The 17,867-nt window shown below is 59.2% G+C and carries 12 protein-coding genes; 4 read left to right on the forward strand and 8 right to left on the reverse strand.

All coding sequences use genetic code 11. The features are described 5' to 3' along the window. Positions 1-160: 160 nt before the first annotated feature. Together rpsI and rplM are read right to left on the reverse strand one after the other, a co-directional pair. The gene (gene rpsI / locus LOY55_RS25380) at positions 161-553 is read right to left on the reverse strand and encodes a 30S ribosomal protein S9 (protein ID WP_002555064.1); all 393 of its coding nucleotides are present in this window, start codon (positions 551-553) and stop codon (positions 161-163) included. A gap of 14 nt (positions 554-567) precedes the next feature. Next, a complete protein-coding gene (gene rplM / locus LOY55_RS25385; RefSeq protein ID WP_007905295.1) occupies positions 568-996 on the reverse strand; it encodes a 50S ribosomal protein L13 in 429 nt (142 codons plus the stop codon). 245 nt (positions 997-1,241) lie between these two features. Here rplM and LOY55_RS25390 point away from each other — a divergent pair, with 245 nt between their 5' ends. Next, on the forward strand, positions 1,242-2,282 hold the full coding sequence (locus LOY55_RS25390; RefSeq protein WP_046026712.1) for an NADP(H)-dependent aldo-keto reductase: 1,041 nt from the start codon (positions 1,242-1,244) through the stop codon (positions 2,280-2,282). Positions 2,283-2,400: 118 nt separating this feature from the next. On the opposite strand, the gene LOY55_RS25395 is transcribed toward LOY55_RS25390, so the two are convergent. Further along, entirely contained in the window at positions 2,401-3,537 is a 1,137-nt protein-coding gene (locus LOY55_RS25395) for an acyl-CoA dehydrogenase family protein (RefSeq protein ID WP_109787522.1), read from the reverse strand. A gap of 243 nt (positions 3,538-3,780) precedes the next feature. On the opposite strand from LOY55_RS25395, the gene LOY55_RS25400 reads away from it, so the two are divergent. After that, a complete protein-coding gene (locus tag LOY55_RS25400; protein ID WP_175649035.1) occupies positions 3,781-4,677 on the forward strand; it encodes a GlxA family transcriptional regulator in 897 nt (298 codons plus the stop codon). 59 nt (positions 4,678-4,736) lie between these two features. On the opposite strand, the gene zapE is transcribed toward LOY55_RS25400, so the two are convergent. The 3 genes from zapE to LOY55_RS25415 form a co-directional block, all read right to left on the reverse strand. Next, entirely contained in the window at positions 4,737-5,831 is a 1,095-nt protein-coding gene (gene zapE, locus LOY55_RS25405; protein WP_223523190.1) for a cell division protein ZapE, read from the reverse strand. 91 nt (positions 5,832-5,922) lie between these two features. Then, positions 5,923-7,278: a tryptophan--tRNA ligase gene (locus LOY55_RS25410; RefSeq protein WP_223523189.1), complete on the reverse strand. Its 1,356-nt coding sequence runs from the start codon at positions 7,276-7,278 to the stop codon at positions 5,923-5,925. A 24-nt stretch (positions 7,279-7,302) separates the two neighbouring features. Beyond that, positions 7,303-7,932 (reverse strand): alpha/beta hydrolase, encoded by a 630-nt coding sequence (locus LOY55_RS25415; RefSeq protein WP_223523187.1) that lies wholly within the window; start codon positions 7,930-7,932, stop codon positions 7,303-7,305. Between the two features lie 144 nt (positions 7,933-8,076). Here LOY55_RS25415 and LOY55_RS25420 point away from each other — a divergent pair, with 144 nt between their 5' ends. After that, positions 8,077-8,511: a YhcB family protein gene (locus LOY55_RS25420; protein ID WP_223523185.1), complete on the forward strand. Its 435-nt coding sequence runs from the start codon at positions 8,077-8,079 to the stop codon at positions 8,509-8,511. Positions 8,512-8,610: 99 nt separating this feature from the next. Here the strand turns inward: LOY55_RS25420 and LOY55_RS25425 are convergent, their stop codons facing one another. Both LOY55_RS25425 and LOY55_RS25430 read right to left on the reverse strand, forming a co-directional pair. Further along, on the reverse strand, positions 8,611-9,321 hold the full coding sequence (locus tag LOY55_RS25425; RefSeq protein WP_109787517.1) for an OmpA family protein: 711 nt from the start codon (positions 9,319-9,321) through the stop codon (positions 8,611-8,613). A gap of 104 nt (positions 9,322-9,425) precedes the next feature. Further along, positions 9,426-10,070, reverse strand: coding sequence for an MBL fold metallo-hydrolase (locus tag LOY55_RS25430; RefSeq protein WP_223523183.1), 645 nt, complete (start codon positions 10,068-10,070; stop codon positions 9,426-9,428). Between the two features lie 210 nt (positions 10,071-10,280). Here LOY55_RS25430 and LOY55_RS25435 point away from each other — a divergent pair, with 210 nt between their 5' ends. Beyond that, the gene (locus tag LOY55_RS25435) at positions 10,281-17,852 is read left to right on the forward strand and encodes a M10 family metallopeptidase C-terminal domain-containing protein (RefSeq protein WP_258667076.1); all 7,572 of its coding nucleotides are present in this window, start codon (positions 10,281-10,283) and stop codon (positions 17,850-17,852) included. The last annotated feature ends 15 nt before the right edge of the window (positions 17,853-17,867 follow it).

Below are 17,867 nucleotides of genomic sequence, written 5' to 3' on the forward strand. Positions count from 1 at the left end.
ACAAGGTAATTACCGAGGGGCTCCACTGCCAAGCCTTGTAGTATAGGGGCTCTACGGATGTGGCAAGTTGTCACAGCGCAATTCTTTGATAATCGCACGCACAAAAAAACGCCCAGCTCCGTGAGGAAACTGGGCGTTCTTTTTTGAACGTGAAAGCGTATTAACGCTTCGAGTACTGCGGACGCTTACGCGCTTTACGCAGACCGACTTTCTTACGTTCAACTTCACGAGCATCGCGAGTAACGAAGCCAGCTTTGCGCAGAGCGCCACGCAGGGTTTCGTCGTACTGCATCAGAGCGCGAGTGATACCGTGGCGGATTGCGCCAGCTTGACCACTTACACCACCGCCGATCACGGTGACGTAGATGTCGAACTTCTCGACAGTCTCAGTCAATTCCAGCGGCTGACGAACTACCATGCGGGCAGTTTCGCGGCCGAAGAAATTATCCAGCGAACGGTTGTTGATGGAGATGTTACCAGTACCCGGACGCAGGAAAACGCGTGCGGTTGCGGTCTTGCGACGGCCAGTGCCGTAATTTTGAGTCGCCGACATAATGAACTATTCCGTTAAAACTTCAGTTCTTGGGGCTGCTGAGCAGTATGAGGGTGTACAGCGCCCGCATAGACTTTCAGCTTACGATACATGTCGCGACCCAGCGGGTTCTTAGGCAGCATGCCTTTGACCGCGGTCTCGATCACGCGCTCAGGGGCTTTAGCGATCAGCTTTTCGAAGTTGATCGACTTGATGCCGCCCGGGAAACCGGAGTGGGAGTAGTAGATTTTGTCGGTGGTTTTAGCACCGGTTACACGAATCTGCTCGGCATTGATAACGACGATGTAATCGCCGGTGTCAACGTGAGGAGTGTACTCAGCTTTATGCTTGCCACGCAGACGGCTCGCGATTTCGGTGGCCAGACGACCCAGGGTCTGACCTGCAGCGTCGACGACAAACCAGTCGCGCTGTACTGTTTCCGGTTTAGCAGTAAAAGTTTTCATTCTTTATAGCCTCAGGGGCCGCCCTGTAAATTAGACGGCGGATCTTACTGAATAGTGCGTACTTTGACAAGTCAAAGGCAGCCGGATACAGACGCTTTCGGGGGCTCGGGTCGGCGCGTCCGTTCAACGGCAAGATTCTTCGGCGGCGGCGCATCACTTCCACTGCAGAAAGAGGTGCGCAATTATGCAGATTGCGAAAAATAATTCAACCTGCTTTTATGATTGTTTTGCTCAAGGAGCACCCGATGGACTATCGCCAGCTAGGCCGAACCAATCTGAATGTGAGTGCCATCTGCCTCGGAACCATGACCTGGGGCGAGCAAAACAGTGAAGCTGAAGCCTTCGCCCAGATTGAACGGGCCAAAAATGCCGGGATCAATTTCATCGACACCGCCGAAATGTACCCGGTGCCACCCAAGGCCGAAACCTACGCCACCACCGAACGCTACATCGGCAATTACTTCAAAAGTCGCGGTGATCGCGCCGACTGGATCCTCGCCAGCAAGATCGCCGGCCCCGGCAACACCATCGATTACATCCGCGACAAGAACCTGCGCCACAACCGCCAGCACATCACAGAAGCCGTAGATGCCAGCCTCAAGCGCTTGCAAACCGACTACATCGATCTGTATCAACTGCACTGGCCCGAACGCAGCACCAATTTCTTCGGCCAATTGGGCTACAAACACAAGAGCGAAGCCAATCTCACGCCGCTGGAAGACACCCTCGAAGCGCTGGACGAGCAGGTCAAGGCCGGCAAGATCCGCCACATCGGCCTGTCCAACGAAACGCCATGGGGCACCATGCGCTTCCTCGCCCTGGCCGAAGCCCGCGGCTGGCCTCGTGCTGTGTCGATCCAGAACCCGTACAACCTGCTCAACCGCAGCTTTGAAGTCGGCCTGGCAGAAATCGCCATTCGCGAACAATGCGGCCTGCTCGCTTATTCGCCGCTGGCGTTCGGTTTTCTCTCGGGCAAGTACGAAGGTGGCGCGCGCCCACCGAAAGGCCGCCTGAGCCTCTACAGCCGCTTCAGCCGCTATTTCAATCCACAATCGGAAGCAGCGTGCAGCCGTTACGTCGCCCTGGCCCGTGAACACGGTCTGGACCCGGCGCAGATGGCATTGGCATTCGTGACCCAGCAACCGTTCGTCACCAGCAACATCATTGGCGCGACGACGATGGAACAACTGGAGAGCAATATCGCCAGCTTCGAGCTGAAGCTGTCGGATGAAGTGCTGGAGGGGATTGAGGCGATCCACAAGGATCACCCGAACCCGGCGCCTTGATGGATTCATAGATCCAATCGCGAGCAGGCTCACTCCTACAGGTTTTGCACAATCCCTGTAGGAGTGAGCCTGCTCCGGGCGGCGTTCCGACGATGGCGGTCTGACAATCACCGCAAGATCAAAGCGACCGCGCAATAATCTCTTTCATGATCTCGTTGGTGCCGGCATAAATCCGCTGCACTCGCGCATCTGCCCACGCCCGGGCAATCGGGTATTCCCACATGAAGCCGTAGCCGCCATGCAACTGCACGCATTCGTCGAGCACCTTGCATTGCAGGTCCGTGCCCCAATACTTAGCCATCGCCGCTGTCGGCACATCCAGTTTGCCTTGCAGGTGCAACTCCAGGCAGCGGTCGACGAAAACCCGGCCAATCTGGATCTCGGTGGCCATCTCCGCCAGCTTGAAGCGTGTGTTCTGGAAGTCGGCAATCGCCTTGCCAAACGCCTTGCGCTCGCGAGTGTAGTCCAGCGTCCATTGCAACGCAGCTTCAGCGGACGCAAGCCCGCCGACGGCCACGGTGAGGCGTTCTTGCGGCAGTTCCTGCATCAGGTAAGCGAAGCCCATACCGGCCTGTCCCAGCAGGTTTTCCTTGGGGACACGAACGTCCTGGAAGAACAGCTCCGACGTGTCCTGAGCCTTCATCCCGACCTTTTCCAGACGCTTGCCCTTGTCAAAACCCGGTGTGTCGGCCTCCACCAGAAACAGGCTGGTGCCCTTCGCCCCGGCCTTTGGATCAGTCTTGGCCACGACAATCACCAGGTCCGCCAGAAAGCCGTTGGTGATGAAGGTTTTCGACCCATTGATGACGTACTCGTCGCCATCCAGCACCGCCGTGGTCTTTACCCCTTGCAGGTCGGAACCGGCACCCGGCTCGGTCATGGCGATCGCCGTGACCATCTCGCCCGACACCAGTTTTGGCAGGTATTTGTGCTTCAGCGCTTCACTGCCGTAATGCAGGATATACGGCGCCACGATGTCCGAATGCAGGGAAAAACCGATCCCGGTCAACCCCAGGCGCCCGACCTCTTCGATCACCACTGCGCTGTACAAAAAGTCGGCCCCCAGCCCGCCGTATTCCTCCGGCAAGTGCGAGCACAGCATCCCCGCCTCCCCCGCTTTATTCCAGAGCTTGCGGTCGATAAAGCCTTGTTTTTCCCATTGTGCATGGAACGGCACGGCTTCTTTTTCGAGGAACGTTCGCACGCTGTCGCGAAAGAGTTCGTGCTCGGAACTGAACAAGGTTCTGGGGATCATGCGGCACCTGTCGTTATTGTTAGAGGACTTGACCTCCAGAGACTAAGCCTCGCGTCCGACACAGGACACTGGACACATCCGACAAAAAATAAGACGATCCAGCCGTTTGATGACCACTTTCCCTTATAAAAATAAAGTTGAATTATGTCTAAGCAAGTCTCCACGCCCCTGCGGCGCGTCAGCATCCTGGCGATCGACCGGGTTTTCGCTTCCACCCTCATGCAAGCCAAGGATTTCTTCCATCTGGCCAGCCTGCGCTATGGAAAACAGCTGGGCCAGGGCCTGACGCCGACCTTCGAAACCCGTCTGGTCAGCCCCGATGGCAAACCGGTGAACAGCTTCAGCGATGTGATCATTCCAGTGGACGGCGGCCTGGAAAATGCCGATGTCATCATCCTCCCTGCCTTCTGGGACGACTTCGACACCCTCTGCAAACGTTATCCACAGGTCCTGCCATGGCTACGCGAGCAACATGCTCGCGGCGCGGTGTTGTGCGGCGAAGCGACCGGGGTGTTCTGGCTCGCAGAGGCGGGCCTGCTCAACGGCAAGGAAGCGACCACTTACTGGCGTTTCTTCAACGCTTTCGCCGAGCGCTTTCCACAGGTTCAGCTCAATCAGGACAAACACCTGACCGACGCCGACAACCTGTATTGCGCTGGCGGCACCACCTCGGCCTGCGACCTCTACATCTACCTGATCGAGCGCTTCTGCGGCGCCAACGTATCGCAAGCCGTGGCGCGGGACATTCTGTATGAAGTCCAGCGCAGCTATTCACCGGGGCGCATCGGTTTTGGTGGGCAGAAGCTGCACCAGGACGTGATCATCCTGCAGATCCAGCACTGGCTCGAAGACCATTTCGCCGACAAATTCCGTTTTGAAGACGTGGCCCGCGAACATGGCATGAGCATTCGCAACTTCATGCGCCGCTTCCAGACCGCGACCGGCGACAAGCCCCTGCATTACCTGCAACGCCTGCGCATCGAAACAGCCAAGGGCTTGCTGTCCGGCAGCCGCAAGAGCATCAAGACCATCAGCTATGAGGTCGGTTACGACGACGCGAGCTTCTTTGCGCGCCTGTTCCGTCAACACACCGAACTGTCCCCGAACCAGTATCGGCAGCAGTTTCAGCAAGCGGCGTAGTCTTCAGCGCACAAAAAAGGGCCTGCAATTGCAGGCCCTTTTTTATTTTCCGAATCGTCTTATGGCTTATGCGCCCGAGACAGGAATTCGTGGGACTGCATTTCCAGCAGACGGCTGAGCGTGCGCTGGAACTCGAAGTTCAAGCGGCCGCCGGTGTAGAGGTCTTTAAGCTCGACTTCGGCAGAAATGATCAGTTTGACGTTACGGTCGTAGAACTCGTCGACCATGTTGATAAAGCGACGGGCGATATCATCAGTGGTGACACTCATCTGCTCGACATTGCTGAGCAATACGGCGTGGAAAATCTTGCCCAGTTCGATGTAATCGTTCTGGCTACGCGGGCCATCGCACAGTTCACGGAAGTCGAACCAGGCCACGTCATCGCAGGTGCGCACGGCACGGATGGCGCGATTCTCGATCATCAGTACGTCGTTCTCGACCGCTGCCGTGCATTCCGGCGTCAGCGCACGGAAGCTCTTGCGCAGGCTTTCCTGAGCGGCTTCATCCAGCGGAAAGTGGAACAGCTCCGCTTGTTCAAGGTGACGCAGACGGTAGTCGACGCCGCTGTCGACGTTGACGATGTCGGTGTTCTGCTTGATCAGCGCGATGGCCGGCAGGAAGCGCGCACGTTGCAGACCGTCCTTGTACAGACCGTCCGGCACGATGTTCGAAGTCGCGACCAGGGTCACGCCGTTCTTGAACAGTTCTTCCATCAAGGTGCCGAGAATCATGGCGTCGGTGATGTCGGAAACGAAGAATTCATCGAAGCAGATCACTCGCGACTCGTCGGAGAAACGCTTCGCGATGATGGTCAGCGGGTTCTTTTCGCCGCCGAGGGTCTTCATCTCTTCGTGCACACGCTTCATGAAGCGGTGGAAGTGAGTACGGGTCTTTTCCTTGAACGGCAGCGCTTCGAAGAAGGTGTCGACCAGGTAAGTCTTGCCGCGACCCACGCCACCCCAGAAGTACAGGCCCCGGACCGGCGCCTGCTCTTTCCTGCCAAACAGTTTGCCGAGCAGGCCCGGTTTGTTCTGCGAGGCCGCGACCAGATCGTCGTACAGGCGCTGCAAATGGCGCACGGCCGTTTCCTGCGCGGCGTCATGGAAGAATTCCGGGCGCTTCAGATCAGCTTGATATCGTTCTAGGGGCGTCATAATTCGTTAGCAAGGCAACAAAAACGGGCCGTCACTGTAGCGACGGCCCGGGGGAATGGCAATCGGCCCTTGGTCGGGTCGAGCCGCTGATTTATTCCTGAACCGGCGTCAACGCCACGCGCAGGGCGTCGATGGCGACGTCACGCGCGGCGCTGTCGGCGAATGCCGGGCTGTCAGCCACGCACTCGCCTTCCAGCCAGACGCTGAAGCTAAGGTCTTCGCTGCGCACGTCCAGAGGCTGGCCTGCTTGCAGTTGCTTGGTCACTTGCCCGGCGGTTTTGCCATCGGCGAAGTTGCGCGACAGCAGCAGTTGCTCGCCATCAGCCGCCAGCAGACGGAAGCGGAAACTGCCGTCGTCTTCGCGGAAGCTGACGAAACGTGCGGCTTTCGCGACTTTCTTCTTGGTGGTGGCGGCGACTTGCGTCTGAGCCACGAAAGAACGCAGGCCGACCGCTTCACGCAGTTCGTGGAGGAACGGTGTGGCCACCGAACGGGCCTTTTTGGCGCCGATCTGCAGGATGTCTTCCAGGTCTGCCGGGCGTTCGATCAGTTGGTGATAACGCTCGCGGGACTCGCCCAGTTCGCTGTCGAGCAGTTGGAACAAACGATTCTTCGCCTCGCCCCAACCCAGGCCCTGCAACAGTTCGCTGCGGAACTCATCAGACTGAGCTGGCGTAGCAAACGCCTGGAACAGTGTGAACAGGTGCGAGTTGTCCGGGTCCTTGGCTTCACCCGGTGCGCGGGAGTCGGTAACGATCCGCGAAATCGCGTCCTTCATCTCTTTGGCGCTGCTGAACAACGGAATAGTGTTGTCGTAGCTCTTCGACATCTTGCGACCGTCGAGGCCTGGCAGCGTGGCAACGCTTTCTTCGATCAATGCCTCAGGCATGGTGAAGAATTCCTTGCCCTGACCGAACAGATGGTTGAAGCGCTGGCCGATGTCGCGGGCCATTTCCACGTGCTGGATCTGGTCGCGACCGACCGGCACCTTGTGTGCGTTGAACATCAGAATGTCCGCGGCCATCAGCACCGGGTAGCTGTACAAGCCCATGGTGATGCCGGCGTCCGGGTCTTCGCCGGTCTCGACGTTCTTGTCCACCGAGGCCTTGTAGGCGTGGGCACGGTTGAGCAGGCCCTTGGCGGCGACGCAGGTCAGCAGCCAGGTCAGCTCGGGGATTTCCGGGATGTCGGACTGGCGGTAGAACGTCACGCGATCCACATCCAGGCCACCGGCCAGCCAGGTCGCGGCGATTTCCAGACGCGAGCGCTGGATACGCAGCGGGTCATCGCATTTGATCAGGGCGTGGTAGTCGGCCAGGAAGTAGAACGAATCGGCATTGCTGTCACGGCTGGCGACAATCGCCGGGCGGATGGCGCCGGCGTAGTTGCCCAAGTGTGGCGTGCCGGTAGTGGTGATGCCGGTGAGGATACGGGTACGAGTCGTCATGGGTAATCGCTTGTCAGACTGCAATCAATTCGAAAGACGCGGCAGGATCAGATCCTTGAGATCGGTCAGCTTGCCATGAAAAAAGTGTCCGCATTCTGCCACTTTCAGCAGCTCATGGGGGCGTTCGAGTTTTTCGGACCAGTCGTAGACGGCTTGCGGGTCGATCACTTCGTCGGTTTCCGGCTGGATCAGGGTCAGTTCGCCGTGTTGCGGCAGTTGATCCTGATCGCCCAGGCGCATCACCGCCGGCGCAACCATGAACAGGTGCTTGATCTGCTCCCCCTGCGCTTCCAGGCGCCCGCCGAGACTTGCGGCAACAAAACCGCCGAAGGAAAAACCGAACAGGGTCAGTGGCAAGTCAGGGTGCTTGGCCCGCAGCCATTCGGCGGCTGCCTGAGCGTCGTCGACCTCGCCGGTGCCCATGTCGTGCGTGCCTTCACTAGCGCCGACGCCACGGTAATTGAATCGCAAGGTAATCAAACCGGCGTCGCGCGCGGTGCGCTGCAGGGTCGAGACTACTTTGTTGAGCATGGTGCCGCCCTGCACCGGGTTCGGGTGGCAGATCAGCGCAATGCCGCGTGGCTGCTCATTATCCAGATACAAAGCTTCCAGTTGACCCACCGGGCCATCAATCACTACAGGGGTTTCGCGCATAAGCAAGGAAGGAACTCCGTGACCTCGAATCGGGTCGACTCGTCTAGCAAATTGTCTGTGCCAATCTATTGCGAGTGAATCGCGGTATACAGCGCAGGTTCGAGCCGTTAACGTAAAGCAAAGCCGTTTATAGAGGAAGGACTCGTGGAACACTCGCTCTTAGTTTGGTTGTTACCGACTCTTGCCCTGGTTGTGGGTGTCGCCATTGGATTCCTGATCGCTCGCCTGGTGCCGAATGCCGCGCCCAGCAGCACGCAACGTCAGCTGGATGACATTCAGGAACGTTTCGACAGTTATCAGAACGAGGTGGTCACCCACTTCAACAGCACTGCAAACCTGGTCAAAAAACTGACTGCGAGCTATCAGGAAGTTCAGGATCATCTCGCCGAGGGTGCCAACCGCCTGGCCCTGGACGAGCAGACTCGCCAACGCTTGCTGGCCGCCCTGCACGCCGATGCGACGACGGCCCCACGCGAGCGTCTGACGCCGCCGCGCAATCAGGAGCCGCCTCGCGACTACGCACCCAAGTCCCCGAACGCGCCGGGCATGCTCGATGAGCATTACGGACTGAAGAAGTAATCAGGTTTCGCGCGACACAAAAAAGCCCGCCCGATCTGTTGAGGATCGGGCGGGCTTTTTTACGCCTGGGGTTCAGTCAGGTTGGTAAAGGGATTGCGCTTATTGCACGGCACCATACTGCTGACCCGGGATCGCCTTCAAGTTGACTTCAACGCGACGGTTCTGTGCCCGACCGTTGACATCACTGTTACTGGCAATCGGGCTATCCGGGCCAGCACCGCGAGCCGAGAGGTTGGCACCGCTCACACCTTGCGAAGTCAGGTAGGTCGCCACGCTCTGGGCACGACGCTGGGACAGGTCCATGTTGTGCTGACGTGCACCGGTGCTGTCGGTGTAGCCGACAATCTCGATCTGGTTCTGGTTGAACTCTTTGAGCGAGCCCGCCAGGTTGTTCAATGGCTGATAGAAACTTGGGGCAATGTTCGCCGAATCAGTCGCGAACGTGATGTTACCCGGCATGATCAGTTTGATCTGGTCACCCTGGCGCTGCACTTCAACCCCGGTGTTGGCCATGCTGGCACGCAGCTTTTTCTCTTGCTGGTCGGCGTAGTAGCCATAACCGGCGGCGGAAGCACCCACCACTGCTGCGCCGATCAACGCGCCCTTGCCACGGTTATCGTGGTTGATGGCGGCACCCGCCAAAGCGCCGGCCAAGGCACCGAGACCGCCGTACTTGGCGGTTTTGCTCATGCCTTGGGAACCGCTATCGGCCTGACCCTGGCTTTGACCATTGTAAGGGTTGGGCGAGGCGCAGCCGGACAGCAAGGCCACTGCGGTAGCGACAATAATCAAACGACGCGTGGTGAACATTAAGAGCTCCTACTTTTTTGCATTCTGTGGTGCAACGGACTTAAGCATTGGACCTTTGCGGGCGTTGGATCGCCTCACCGGTCAAAAATTCCCTGTGTTACAAATCAGGCCCGCACAAACGGATTTTCGCGCATTTCATCACCCAAGCGCGTGTCCGGACCATGGCCGGTCACCACCGTCGCGTCTTCGTCGAGGGTATACAGCCGCTGCTTGATCGACCGCACGATGGTCGCCTGATCGCCTCCCCACAAATCCGTGCGCCCGACTCCGCGACGGAACAACGTGTCACCGGCAATCAGCAGCTTGGCCTCCGAAAACCAGAAACTCATGGAGCCTGGCGTATGACCCGGCGTGTGCAACGCCACGCCACACCCGCAGGCCAGTTCTTCATCATCGGCCAACCATCGGTCCGGCGATGGCACCGGTGTGTAAGGCACACCAAACATCTGACACTGCATCTCCAGGTTGTCCCAGAGGAATTGATCTTCTTTATGCAGGTGCAGGGTGGCGCCGGTTTTCTCCTTCAACTGACCGGAGGCCAGGAAATGATCAAGGTGCGCGTGGGTGTGGATGATACTGACCACCTTCAAGCCCAGTGCGTCGAGGCGCGCCAGGATCAGTTCATGGTTGCCACCCGGGTCGACCACGATCGCTTTTTTGCTGATCGGGTCGCCGATGATCGTGCAGTTGCACTGCAAAGGGCCGACGGGGAAGGTTTCGCGGATCAGCACAGGGCTTGTAACGGTCATGGGTAATCAATGGCCTGTATTAGACAGAAGGCAGTCACGGTGCTTCAGGATTCTACGCCACTCGCCGATACAGTTCGCCAGGCCAATTACTTGACGTCAGCAAAATAAAAGTAGTGGCCAGATGATGTCAAACGCATCATTTGTGGTGCAAAATTGTTTTTTTGTAGCGGTCGCATTCAGGAAGGACCGCAGCGCACTCAGGAAATCAGCATGCCTTCTCCGACCGATTACGCTTACTCCACCTGGACAATGTTGACCGGCAACAAGCCTCTCGACAGCTTATTGGAAGGTGACTACTGGCTGGGCGCCTCCCCGTTTTACAAAGCAGGGGCACCGACCTTGCTGACGTACAGCTTTATCACCACGAATTCTTATTTTGCCCGCGACTACAGTCCTCACAATGAATACCTCAACGGATTCACGCTGACGTCGGCCCAACAGGTCGCGGTAACCAGTGCGCTTTCCATGTGGAGTGCAGTCGCCAACATTCAGTTCACGCTAGTGCCGGAAAGCATCTGGAACGTCGGTGATTTGCGATTCGGCGGTTACATGGGCATGGACCCCAAGTTTGCCGCCTGGGCTTACTTCCCGGACCGAACGGCCGCTGCGGGGGATGTATGGATTGGTCCGAGTACAGATAACCCGTCCCCAGTGAAAGGCTCGTTCGACTATCTGACCTTTGTGCATGAAATCGGCCATGCCCTGGGGCTCAAGCACCCGTTTGAAGCCAGCGACGATAACAATACGATCCTTACCCCAGCCCTTGATGATGTCCGTTATACCGTTATGAGTTACAACGACTCGTACTCGTATCAACCGACCACCCCGATGTTACTGGACATTCTCGCCATCCAGAAATTGTATGGCGCCAACACCCAGTGGCAGATTGGTAACAACGTCTACAATTGGGCTCCCAATCAGTCCGTTTTTGAAACCATCTGGGATTCAGGTGGCGTCGATGCCATTGATGGCAGCAATCAGGCCTCGGCTGTACGAATCAACCTCAATGAAGGTGAGTTCAGCCAGATCGGCAAGGCATTCCTCAACTTTGATACCCTGACTTCGTTCAACGAAGGCCTGGCCATTGCCTATGGCACGAAAATCGAAAATGCAATTGGCTCAGCATTTGACGACACCCTGATTGGTAACGCTCTGGATAACTTGCTCAACGGCATGGCCGGAGCGGACACCATGGACGGCGGGGCCGGCAATGACACCTATATCGTCGACAACATCGGCGACGTCGTGATCGAACGCGGCACCTCGGTTTCGGAAATCGATAACGTCAACGCCTGGATCGATTACACCCTGGGTGCCAACCTTGAGTACCTCAACCTGGTAGGCGTTGCCAATCTCAACGGGACCGGCAACTCGCTCAGCAACCGCATCACCGGCAACGCCGGAAACAACATTCTGGACGGCGGGGCCGGGGCCGACTTCATGGCCGGGGGCACCGGCAACGACACCTACATCGTCGACAACCTCGGCGATGTCATCAGCGAAACCAGCACCCTGGCGGGCGAGATCGACACCGTCCGCTCCTCGGTGACCTACACCCTGGGCGCCAACCTGGAAAACCTCACCCTCACGGGCACCGACAGCATCAATGCCATCGGCAACAGCCAGAACAACGTGTTGACCGGCAACGATGGCAACAACCAGTTGAACGGTGGCGCCGGCCTGGACACCTTCATCGGCGGCAAAGGCAACGATGACTACGCCCTGGATCAGAGCGCCGAGTTGGCACTGGTGCAGGAAAACGCCAACGAAGGGACCGACACCCTTTACGTCGTCTACAACGCGACCGCACAGGACAATGTCGTCGACCTGAACCTGAGCAATCTGCAGAACGTCGAAAACGTCCTGCTGCTGGGGAGCGGCGCTTATATAGCGGTCGGCAACAGTCTGAACAACACCCTGACCGGCAACGCCGGCGCCGACATCCTCAACGGCATGGCCGGCGCGGACACCATGGACGGCGGTGCCGGCAACGACAGCTACTACGTCGACAACATCGGTGACGTCGTGATCGAACGCGGCACCTCGGCCTGGGAAATCGATGCCGTCAATGCCTCGATCGATTACACCCTGGGTGCCAACCTCGAGTACCTCAACCTGCTCGGCACTGCCAATCTCAACGGGACCGGCAACTCGCTCAGCAACCGCATCACCGGCAACGCCGGCAACAACCTCCTGGACGGCGGGGCCGGGGCCGACTTCATGGCCGGGGGCACCGGCAACGACACCTACATCGTCGACAACCTCGGCGATGTCATCAGCGAAACCAGCACCCTGGCGGGCGAGATCGACACCGTCCGCTCCTCGGTGACCTACACCCTGGGCGCCAACCTGGAAAACCTCACCCTCACGGGCAGCGACAGCATCGATGCCATCGGCAACAGCCAGAACAACGTGTTGACCGGCAACGATGGCAACAACCAGTTGAACGGCGGCGCCGGCCTGGACACCTTCATCGGCGGCAAAGGCAACGATGACTACGCCCTGGATCAGAGCGCCGAGTTGGCACTGGTGCAGGAAAACGCCAACGAAGGGACCGACACCCTTTACGTCGTCTACAACGCGACCGCACAGGACAATGTCGTCGACCTGAACCTGAGCAATCTGCAGAGCGTCGAAAACGTCCTGCTGCTGGGGAGTGGCGCCTTTACAGCGATCGGCAACAATTTGAACAACACCCTGACCGGCAACGCCGGCAACAACCTCCTGGACGGCGGGGCCGGGGCCGACTTCATGGCCGGGGGCACCGGCAACGACACCTACATCGTCGACAACCTCGGCGATGTCATCAGCGAAACCAGCACCCTGGCTGGCGAGATCGACACCGTCCGCTCCTCGGTGACCTACACCCTGGGCGCCAACCTGGAAAACCTCACCCTCACGGGCAGCGACAGCATCGATGCCATTGGCAACAGCCAGAACAACGTGTTGACCGGCAACGATGGCAACAACCAGTTGAACGGCGGCGCCGGCCTGGACACCTTCATCGGCGGCAAAGGCAACGATGACTACGCCCTGGATCAGAGCGCGGAGTTGGCACTGGTGCAGGAAAACGCCAACGAAGGAACCGACACCCTTTACGTCGTCTACAACGCGACCGCACAGGACAATGTCGTCGACCTGAACCTGAGCAATCTGCAGAACGTCGAAAACGTCCTGCTGCTGGGGAGCGGCGCTTATACAGCGATCGGCAACAGTCTGAACAACACCCTGACCGGCAACGCCGGCGCCGACATCCTCAACGGCATGGCCGGCGCGGACACCATGGACGGCGGTGCCGGCAACGACAGCTACTACGTCGACAACATCGGTGACGTCGTGATCGAACGCGGCACCTCGGCCTGGGAAATCGATGCCGTCAATGCCTCGATCGATTACACCCTGGGTGCCAACCTCGAGTACCTCAACCTGCTCGGCACTGCCAATCTCAACGGGACCGGCAACTCGCTCAGCAACCGCATCACCGGCAACGCCGGCAACAACCTCCTGGACGGCGGGGCGGGTGCTGATTTCATGGCCGGGGGCACCGGCAACGACACCTACATCGTCGACAACCTCGGCGATGTCATCAGCGAAACCAGCACCCTGGCGGGCGAGATCGACACCGTCCGCTCCTCGGTGACCTACACCCTGGGCGCCAACCTGGAAAACCTCACCCTCACGGGCACCAACAGCATCGATGCCATTGGCAACAGCCAGAACAACGTGTTGACCGGCAACGATGGCAACAACCAGTTGAACGGTGGCGCCGGCCTGGACACCTTCATCGGCGGCAAAGGCAACGATGACTACGCCCTGGATCAGAGCGCGGAGTTGGCACTGGTGCAGGAAAACGCCAACGAAGGAACCGACACCCTTTACGTCGTCTACAACGCGACCGCACAGGACAATGTCGTCGACCTGAACCTGAGCAATCTGCAGAGCGTCGAAAACGTCCTGCTGCTGGGGAGTGGCGCCTTTACAGCGATCGGCAACAATTTGAACAACACCCTGACCGGCAACGCCGGCAACAACATCCTGGACGGCGGGGCCGGGGCCGACTTCATGGCCGGGGGCACCGGCAACGACACCTACATCGTCGACAACCTCGGCGATGTCATCAGCGAAACCAGCACCCTGGCGGGCGAGATCGACACCGTCCGCTCCTCGGTGACCTACACCCTGGGCGCCAACCTGGAAAACCTCACCCTCACGGGCACCAACAGCATCGATGCCATTGGCAACAGCCAGAACAACGTGTTGACCGGCAACGATGGCAACAACCAGTTGAACGGTGGCGCCGGCCTGGACACCTTCATCGGCGGCAAAGGCAACGATGACTACGCCCTGGATCAGAGCGCCGAGTTGGCACTGGTGCAGGAAAACGCCAACGAAGGGACCGACACCCTTTACGTCGTCTACAACGCGACCGCACAGGACAATGTCGTCGACCTGAACCTGAGCAATCTGCAGAACGTCGAAAACGTCCTGCTGCTGGGGAGCGGCGCTTATATAGCGGTCGGCAACAGTCTGAACAACACCCTGACCGGCAACGCCGGCGCCGACATCCTCAACGGCATGGCCGGCGCGGACACCATGGACGGCGGGGCCGGCAACGACAGCTACTACGTCGACAACATCGGTGACGTCGTGATCGAACGCGGCACCTCGGCCTGGGAAATCGATGCCGTCAATGCCTCGATCGATTACACCCTGGGTGCCAACCTCGAGTACCTCAACCTGCTCGGCACTGCCAATCTCAACGGGACCGGCAACTCGCTCAGCAACCGCATCACCGGCAACGCCGGCAACAACCTCCTGGACGGCGGGGCCGGGGCCGACTTCATGGCCGGGGGCACCGGCAACGACACCTACATCGTCGACAACCTCGGCGATGTCATCAGCGAAACCAGCACCCTGGCGGGCGAGATCGACACCGTCCGCTCCTCGGTGACCTACACCCTGGGCGCCAACCTGGAAAACCTCACCCTCACGGGCAGCGACAGCATCGATGCCATCGGCAACAGCCAGAACAACGTGTTGACCGGCAACGATGGCAACAACCAGTTGAACGGCGGCGCCGGCCTGGACACCTTCATCGGCGGCAAAGGCAACGATGACTACGCCCTGGATCAGAGCGCCGAGTTGGCACTGGTGCAGGAAAACGCCAACGAAGGGACCGACACCCTTTACGTCGTCTACAACGCGACCGCACAGGACAATGTCGTCGACCTGAACCTGAGCAATCTGCAGAACGTCGAAAACGTCCTGCTGCTGGGGAGCGGCGCTTATATAGCGGTCGGCAACAGTCTGAACAACACCCTGACCGGCAACGCCGGCGCCGACATCCTCAACGGCATGGCCGGCGCGGACACCATGGACGGCGGTGCCGGCAACGACAGCTACTACGTCGACAACATCGGTGACGTCGTGATCGAACGCGGCACCTCGGCCTGGGAAATCGATGCCGTCAATGCCTCGATCGATTACACCCTGGGTGCCAACCTCGAGTACCTCAACCTGCTCGGCACTGCCAATCTCAACGGGACCGGCAACTCGCTCAGCAACCGCATCACCGGCAACGCCGGCAACAACCTCCTGGACGGCGGGGCCGGGGCCGACTTCATGGCCGGGGGCACCGGCAACGACACCTACATCGTCGACAACCTCGGCGATGTCATCAGCGAAACCAGCACCCTGGCGGGCGAGATCGACACCGTCCGCTCCTCGGTGACCTACACCCTGGGCGCCAACCTGGAAAACCTCACCCTCACGGGCACCAACAGCATCGATGCCATTGGCAACAGCCAGAACAACGTGTTGACCGGCAACGATGGCAACAACCAGTTGAACGGTGGCGCCGGCCTGGACACCTTCATCGGCGGCAAAGGCAACGATGACTACGCCCTGGATCAGAGCGCGGAGTTGGCACTGGTGCAGGAAAACGCCAACGAAGGAACCGACACCCTTTACGTCGTCTACAACGCGACCGCACAGGACAATGTCGTCGACCTGAACCTGAGCAATCTGCAGAGCGTCGAAAACGTCCTGCTGCTGGGGAGTGGCGCCTTTACAGCGATCGGCAACAATTTGAACAACACCCTGACCGGCAACGCCGGCAACAACATCCTGGACGGCGGGGCCGGGGCCGACTTCATGGCCGGGGGCACCGGCAACGACACCTACATCGTCGACAACCTCGGCGATGTCATCAGCGAAACCAGCACCCTGGCGGGCGAGATCGACACCGTCCGCTCCTCGGTGACCTACACCCTGGGCGCCAACCTGGAAAACCTCACCCTCACGGGCACCGACAGCATCGATGCCATTGGCAACAGCCAGAACAACGTGTTGACCGGCAACGATGGCAACAACCAGTTGAACGGTGGCGCCGGCCTGGACACCTTCATCGGCGGCAAAGGCAACGATGACTACGCCCTGGATCAGAGCGCCGAGTTGGCACTGGTGCAGGAAAACGCCAACGAAGGGACCGACACCCTTTACGTCGTCTACAACGCGACCGCACAGGACAATGTCGTCGACCTGAACCTGAGCAATCTGCAGAACGTCGAAAACGTCCTGCTGCTGGGGAGCGGCGCTTATATAGCGGTCGGCAACAGTCTGAACAACACCCTGACCGGCAACGCCGGCGCCGACATCCTCAACGGCATGGCCGGCGCGGACACCATGGACGGCGGTGCCGGCAACGACAGCTACTACGTCGACAACATCGGTGACGTCGTGATCGAACGCGGCACCTCGGCCTGGGAAATCGATGCCGTCAATGCCTCGATCGATTACACCCTGGGTGCCAACCTCGAGTACCTCAACCTGCTCGGCACTGCCAATCTCAACGGGACCGGCAACTCGCTCAGCAACCGCATCACCGGCAACGCCGGCAACAACCTCCTGGACGGCGGGGCCGGGGCCGACTTCATGGCCGGGGGCACCGGCAACGACACCTACATCGTCGACAACCTCGGCGATGTCATCAGCGAAACCAGCACCCTGGCGGGCGAGATCGACACCGTCCGCTCCTCGGTGACCTACACCCTGGGCGCCAACCTGGAAAACCTCACCCTCACGGGCAGCGACAGCATCGATGCCATCGGCAACAGCCAGAACAACGTGTTGACCGGCAACGATGGCAACAACCAGTTGAACGGCGGCGCCGGCCTGGACACCTTCATCGGCGGCAAAGGCAACGATGACTACGCCCTGGATCAGAGCGCCGAGTTGGCACTGGTGCAGGAAAACGCCAACGAAGGGACCGACACCCTTTACGTCGTCTACAACGCGACCGCACAGGACAATGTCGTCGACCTGAACCTGAGCAATCTGCAGAACGTCGAAAACGTCCTGCTGCTGGGGAGCGGCGCCTTTACAGCGATCGGCAACAATTTGAACAACACCCTGACCGGCAACGCCGGCAACAACATCCTGGACGGCGGCGCGGGTGTCGATACCCTGACCGGTGGTGCTGGTGCCGATACGTTCGTGTTCGGTGCCGTCAACCAAATGGGCACCGGCGCCAGCCGCGACGTCATCACCGACTTCAGCAGTCTGCAAGGCGATAAAATCGATCTGACGAAGTTCGATGCCAACCTGCTGCAGGGTGGTTTCAACGGTTTCACCTTTATCGGTGCCAATGACTTCACCGGCGCAGGACAAGTGCGTTTCATCGATCACGTGTTGTCGGGCAACGTCAGTGGCAACGCGGGGGCAGACTTCGAAATCCAGTTGGTGGGCGTCAACACGTTCAACGCCAACGATCTGGTGGCGTAAGCCTCGATAGAAAGA

Origin of the sequence: Pseudomonas sp. B21-040 (assembly GCF_024748695.1) — a bacterium.
In the GTDB taxonomy this organism is placed as follows: Bacteria; Pseudomonadota; Gammaproteobacteria; order Pseudomonadales; family Pseudomonadaceae; genus Aquipseudomonas.